Here is a 6,158-nt window from a genome sequence, read left to right on the forward strand (position 1 = left end):
TCTTCGTCCGAAGCCGCTCCTCGAGCGTGTGCGGCCCGTCACCCAGGGGCGCGCCCGCGGCCTGTCCCGCGCCGCCGTTCCCCGCCGCGCCGGAGCCGGAAACCGCCGTGCCCACCGGGTCCGACTGGCCGCGGCCGTCCGCGGGCATGCCCGTGCCGCCGGTCTCCACCTGGCCCACGCCGGATTCGGGCATGGAGGTGGTGCGCTCGCCCGGCACCTCGATGTGGTCCCCGGACGAGGCGGGCGCGGACGGCGCGGACGGAGCCGCGGCCGCGCCGGCGACCGCTTCCGTCTCGATGTAGGCCACGATGGTGCCCACCTCCACGGTCTGCCCCTCGTTCACCACCACCTCGGCCAGCACGCCGGCGACGGGGGAGGGGATCTCGGCATCCACCTTGTCGGTGGAAATCTCCATGATGGGCTCGTCGCGCTCCACGCGGTCGCCCACCTTCTTGCGCCACACCGAAACGGTGCCCTCGGCGATGGACTCGCCCATCTGGGGCATCGGGACTTCAACGCGAGCCATAGTTACCGGCCTTCAGTTACAGTGAGTGGCCCATCCGCCCCGGGGCGCGGGCCTACCGACCTCAGTTTATCCAGGGTCCAGCCCTTCAGTACGCCGCCAGGTGCCGCGCGGCCTTCACCACGTCCTCCACCTGCGGCAGGAAGTAGTCTTCCAGCGGCGGCGAGTACGGGACCGGCGCGTCGGCGGCGGCCACGCGCAACACGGGCGCATCCAGCCATTCCCATGCCTTTTCGTTCACGCGCATGGCGATCTCGCCCGCGATGCCGCCCGTGCGCGTGTCCTCGTGCACGATCAGCAGGCGGTTGGTCTTCTTCACCGACTGGATGATCGCCTCCTCGTCCAGCGGCAGCAGCGTGCGCAGGTCGATGACCTCCACCGACAGCCCGTCCTCCTTCTGCAGGATCTCGGCGGCCTCGGCGCTCTTGTGCACCATCGCCGCGTAGGTGACGATGGTCAGGTCCGTCCCCTCGCGGTGCGTGCGCGCCTTGCCCAGCGGAACGATGTAGTCGTCCTGCGGAAGCACCTCGCGCAGCTGCGGCCGGCGGTACAGCCACTTGTGCTCGAAGAACAGCACCGGGTCGTCGTCGCGGATGGCCGCCTTGATCAGCCCCTTGGCGTCGTGCGCCGTGGAGGGATAGACGATCTTGAGCCCCGGCGTGTGGAAGAACGCCATCTCGGGGTTCTGGCTGTGGAACGGCCCGCCGCGCACGCCGCCGCCCGTGGGGCCGCGGATCACCATGGGCACGCCGCCGCTGCCGCGATACCGGCTGGTGGCGATGTAGTTGGTGATGATGTCGTACGCCGTGGAAACGAAGTCCATGAACTGCATCTCCACGATGGGCCGCATCCCCATGTGGGCCGCGCCCGCCGCCGCGCCGGTGAACCCCGTTTCGCTGATGGGCGTGTCGATCACCCGCATCCCGCCGAAGTGGTCCAGGAAGCCGTCCGTCATCTTGAAGGCTCCCCCGTACGCGCCGATGTCTTCGCCCATCACGAAGACGCGCTCGTCGCGCTCCATCTCCTCCCACATCCCCTCGCGAATCGCCTCGAGCAGGGTGACGGGCTTGCCCTGCTCCGTCAGACGGACGTGCTCGGGCTTTTCAATCACGGTCGCCATCGTTCTCGGCGTCAGGCTCGGGTGGGATCGGCGGGCTCGTGGCGCGTCCAGGGCGCGTTCACGGGGCCGTCTGCGTACACGTCGGTCAGCGCTTCCTCGGGCGGCGGAAGCGGGCTCTTCTCGGCTTCGGCCACGGCCTCGTCCAGCTCGCGGTCGATCTGTTCGCCAATGCCCGTCAATTCCTGCGCGGTGGCCCAGCCGTTGTCCAGCAGCGCCTTGACGTAGCGGTCGATGGGATCGTTGGTGCTGGCCCAGTGCTCGATCTCGGCCGGGTCCACGTAGGTTTGCGCGTCGTGCTGCGCGTGGCCCTTGCGGCGGTACGTCATCACCTCGATCAGCGTGGCGCCCCCGCCGGACCGGGCACGCTCCACCGCCCGCTTGGACGCGCCGTAGACGGCCAGCATGTCGTTGCCGTCCACCTGCTCGCCGGCCATCCCGTAGCCAGGCGCCTTGTCGACGAACGACCTGGCGGCGGTCATGAACTTCGACGGCGTCGAGTACGCCCAGCGGTTGTTCTCGACGATCACCACCAGCGGCAGCTTCTGCACGGCGGCGAAGTTCACGCCCTCGTGGAACGCGCCGGTCGACGTGGCCCCGTCGCCGATATAGACCATGGCCACGCGGTCTTCGCCGCGCTGCTTGAAGGTGAGCGCCACCCCCGCCATCACCGGGATCAGGTCGCCCAGCGGGCTGATCTGCCCGACGAAGCCCCGATCGTAGTCGGTGATGTGGATGTTCAGCTCCTTGCCCCGTGCCAGCGAGTCGCCCTTGGCCATGTACTGCTTGACCACCTCCACGGGCTTGGCGCCGATGGTGAGCATGGATCCCAGGTTGCGGATCAGCGGCGACAGCATGTCTCCCGTGCCGTCCGTGCGACGCCTCAGCGCGTAGGCACTGGCGACGGACTCGCCTTCCTGCCCCAGCGAGCGGAAGAGCCCTCCGATCACCTTGCTCTGCTTGAACAGCAGCTCCAGCCGTTCTTCCAGGCTGCGCGTAAGCCGCACCAGCCGGTACATCTCCAGCAGCTGGTCGCGCGTCAGCCCGTGGGGGATGGTGGTGGTGCGGGCCCTGGTTTTGTTCGCCATTTCGATCGACGGTCCGTGCCTGCGCCGCTCTCCGGGCGTGCTCGATCCCCGGGCGGCTGGAAGCGGGACAACTTGCGGCGCGGGCTCCGGGGAGTCAAGCAACGGGACGTGAAAAGGGGTCTTTCGCCAACGAACTGACTGGGTCTCGCGCAGAGCCGCAGAGACGCAGGAGAAACAGACGGGGTCACGCGGAGGCGCGGAGGTCGCGGAGGAACTGCGGAAGAGGTTCGAAGTTCTCCTCTCTCCGGCGCTGTTTGCGGGGGAGAGGCCGGGAGAGGGGGGCACGGAGATACGGAAAGGGCCGGCCCTGTGAGTCGAGGCCGGCCCTTTCAGGGTGCGGAGCCGGTCCGTTCCGCGGCGGAACGGACCGGCGATGCACGTCAGTAGCTGCAGACGTACCGGCGGCTTGCCGACGCGGTGCTGTATCCGTCGTTCGCGGTGGCCTTCACCGTGACGGTCTGCCCGTTGTACGTCCAGCAGGGCGTGGCCGAGCTGATGGTTCCGGTGGTGTTGTCCGGGTTGGCGTTCTCCCATGCCCACGTGTAGTTCCCCGATCCGCCGGACGCGGTGGCCTCGCAGTAGCCGTACTCGCAGTACATGCTGACCGAGAGCGCGGACGGCGCGGCGCGCGGGCCGTCCGACGGGAGGTTCACGAAGGCGGCGAGGCCCACGGTCATCGCCAGGGCGGCGAGCGCACGTGTGCGAAGGGCTTTCATCGGCGTCTCTCCTGAGCAGGGTTGTTCGAACCACGCATTCGCGAGGTAGGTCCGGAAACGATAAGTCCCCCTGATCCGAAGGACAAGCCCTTCCACAGGCCGACCTCGTTGGGATCAGGTCGATGTACGTTCCGAATCCCGACGGAGCGCAGCCGAAACCGGCGTGAATTCCCCCTCTCCGGCGCAGTTCGCCGGGGGAGGCGGCCTCACGGGACAAGACGAAAAGGGCGGGGAAGCCTTGGCCTCCCCGCCCTGATGACGATCTTCTGCCGAACCAGCCCGATCAGAACAGCACGCGGTACACCAGGGACAGGTTGCGCCCCGGCGAGGGCACCAGCAAGCGGCTCGTCGGCTCGCGGTACTCCTCGTCGAGCAGGTTGTCCGCCCGCAGCACGATGCTGTGGATGCGGCGGCCCTGGCGCAGGCTCAATCCCGTGCTGAGGTTCACCAGCGTGTAGGCGTCGGTGCGGAACTCCATCATCTCCGCACGGTCCTGCGCGAAGGCGTGCCGCGCCTCCACCCCCAGCGAGTAGCGCCCGTCGTCCCACCGGGCGCTGCCGCCCACCCGCGCCGCCGGCATGAAGGGCAAGGCGCCGCCCTGCACGAAGTCACCGCGCACCAGGTCGCCCATGGCGCCCAGCACCGCGTGCCGCGTCACCACGGCCTCCACCTGGCCCTCCAGCCCGCGCAGCTCGGCGTCGGCCTGGCGGAACACGTTCAGCGGCACGACGTCGGTGTGCCCCTCTTCCTCGTGGAAGATGGCTGTGTCGCCCACCACGTCGGCGGTGATGTAGTTGTCGATGCGGTTGTAGAACGCCGCCACCTGCGCGTTGATGCGCTCCGACTGCGCCCGCAGCACCGCTTCGGCACCGCGGTTGGTTTCCAGCGCCAGGTCCGGGTCGCCCACGTCGTAGGTGCCCGCCGCGTGGTGGAAGGCGTTGGAGAACAACTCCTCCACCGTCGGCGCGCGGAAGCTGCGGGCCACGCTCACGCTGGCCGACAGGTTGGGGTTCAGCGGCACGTTCAGCCCCAGGGAGCCCGAAAAGCTGCTGAAGTCGCGGGCGCGGACGTTCTCGAACCGCTCGTCGCCCGTTTCTTCCGGCCGCACCTGGTACACGTCGTAGCGCGCGCCGGCCTGCAGCGACGGCGCCGCGTCGCCCGTGCCCAGCGCCAGCTCCTGGTACACGAAGGCGCCACCGGTGCGGCTGTCGGCACCCGGCGTGAGCGCCTCTTCGCCCTCCGGCGAGTACTGCTTGAAGAGCCCCGATACGCCTACCGCGCCGGAAAAGCGCCCGAACTCGGTCTTGGCGTTCAGGGCGGCGCTCTGCGTGTTCAGCCGGAACCGCGTGCCGATCTCGCCGTTGCCCTCGATCTCGTCGTGCCCGTACCACTGCGCGCTTCCCTCGGCGCGCAGGTTGGTGAACCCCCGATCGCCCAGCCACAGGCTCACCCGGCCGTTGGCGTCCGTCCGCTGTCCGTCGATGGTCACGCCTTCCTCGTGGCCCTCCTCCTCCTCGCCCTCGGCATGGAGGCTGGCCAGGCCGTAGTCGAACCGGTACCCGCCCACGGAGGCGCCGGCCTGCACGTGCTCCGTGACGTATCCGATCCCGCCCGTGCCGTACAGGTTGTTGTAGAAGGTGTTCGGCAGCGGGTCGCCACCGCCCGTGTGCACGTCGTCCACGCGCCGGCCGCCGGCGCGGGCCGTCACGGCCAGCGTCTCGCCCAGCGGCAGGGTCACCTCGCCCGTCAGCGCGCCGCCGGGGTTCACCGACTCGCCCTGCGCGGCCAGGAATCCCGACGCCTCGCCCGGGATGGTGTTGGGGATGTCGGTGGAGATCACGTTCACCACCCCGCCCAGCGCGTTGTTGCCGTACAGCAGCGACGCGGGGCCGCGCACCACCTCGATGCGGCTGGCCGCCAGCGGGTCCACCGAAAGCGCGTGGTCGGCGGAGGTGGACGACAGGTCGCCCGTCCGCTGCCCGTTCTGCACTACCAGCACGCGCTCGCCCGCCAGGCCGCGGATCACCGGAGTGGACGCCGCGGGTCCGCCGTAGCGGACGGAGAGGCCGGGCTGGCTGGAGAGCGTCTGCGCCACGCTGGTGCCCAGGCTGCGCTCCAGCGCCTTGCCCGAAAGCTCCACGGTAGACTGGGTGATGTTCAGCGGGTCGGCGCTGCGCGGTGAGGCGGTGACGTTGATGCCCTCCAGCGACAGCACGGTGCTGCGCAGGGTGATGGTCACCCGCACCTCACCGCCCTCCGCCGGGACCACGGCGACGGCATGGCCCGGGGCGTAGCCAAGCAGCGTGGCGTCTACGTGATACGTCCCCGGCCGCAGCGCACGGAAGACGAAGGTGCCGTCGCCGCTGGTGAGCGTGGAGCGGCTGAGCTCGTTGATGACGACGCGGGCGTTGGAAAGCGGAACGCCCGCCGTGTCGCGCACCACACCCACGATGGGCGGCGCGGCGGCGGAATCTGCCGGCGGGGCGGCGTGGGCCGCGGCGGCGGATGCGAGCAGGGCGGCCAGCGCCAGTACGGCGCGGCTCGCGATGCGATGCAGCATGGAAATCTCCTGAATCCGGAACGTCGGCCGGAGTGCGCCCGCGACGATCGCGGACAAACCCGGCACCAGGGTTTCGTTCTGTGCGCCGCGACCGGGCGGCGTGGATTTCAGGCGACGGGGGGAGCGCGGGCGCGGGTGGCACCCTGGACGAGGG

At 69.8% G+C, this 6,158-nt stretch carries 5 protein-coding genes; all 5 read right to left on the reverse strand.

The window, feature by feature from the left end; translation table 11 throughout:
* A partial coding sequence (locus tag VIB55_RS18195; protein WP_331878090.1) for a biotin/lipoyl-containing protein occupies positions 1-505 on the reverse strand: 505 nt, incomplete at its 3' end.
* A gap of 106 nt (positions 506-611) precedes the next feature.
* Complete coding sequence (locus tag VIB55_RS18200) at positions 612-1,643, reverse strand: alpha-ketoacid dehydrogenase subunit beta (RefSeq protein ID WP_331878091.1); 1,032 nt, start codon at positions 1,641-1,643, stop codon at positions 612-614.
* A gap of 11 nt (positions 1,644-1,654) precedes the next feature.
* Positions 1,655-2,728, reverse strand: a complete 1,074-nt coding sequence (locus VIB55_RS18205) for a thiamine pyrophosphate-dependent dehydrogenase E1 component subunit alpha (protein WP_331878092.1) — start codon at positions 2,726-2,728, stop codon at positions 1,655-1,657.
* A gap of 380 nt (positions 2,729-3,108) precedes the next feature.
* Positions 3,109-3,444 carry a hypothetical protein gene (locus VIB55_RS18210; RefSeq protein ID WP_331878093.1) on the reverse strand — a complete coding sequence of 112 codons (336 nt, stop codon included), beginning with the start codon at positions 3,442-3,444 and terminating at the stop codon, positions 3,109-3,111.
* Between the two features lie 283 nt (positions 3,445-3,727).
* Positions 3,728-6,004, reverse strand: a complete 2,277-nt coding sequence (locus VIB55_RS18215) for a TonB-dependent receptor (RefSeq protein WP_331878094.1) — start codon at positions 6,002-6,004, stop codon at positions 3,728-3,730.
* Between the last annotated feature and the right edge of the window lie 154 nt (positions 6,005-6,158).

Origin of the sequence: Longimicrobium sp., from assembly GCF_036554565.1 — a bacterium.
Lineage (GTDB): Bacteria > Gemmatimonadota > Gemmatimonadetes > Longimicrobiales > Longimicrobiaceae > Longimicrobium.

What these genes read in the sequence shown, in the direction of transcription:
- VIB55_RS18200 (WP_331878091.1), bottom strand. Translation starts at nt 1,643, where the DNA reads ATGGCGACCGTGATTGAAAAGCCCGAGCACGTCCGTCTGACGGAGCAG.
- VIB55_RS18205 (WP_331878092.1), bottom strand. Translation starts at nt 2,728, where the DNA reads ATGGCGAACAAAACCAGGGCCCGCACCACCACCATCCCCCACGGGCTG.
- VIB55_RS18210 (WP_331878093.1), bottom strand. Translation starts at nt 3,444, where the DNA reads ATGAAAGCCCTTCGCACACGTGCGCTCGCCGCCCTGGCGATGACCGTG.
- VIB55_RS18215 (WP_331878094.1), bottom strand. Translation starts at nt 6,004, where the DNA reads ATGCTGCATCGCATCGCGAGCCGCGCCGTACTGGCGCTGGCCGCCCTG.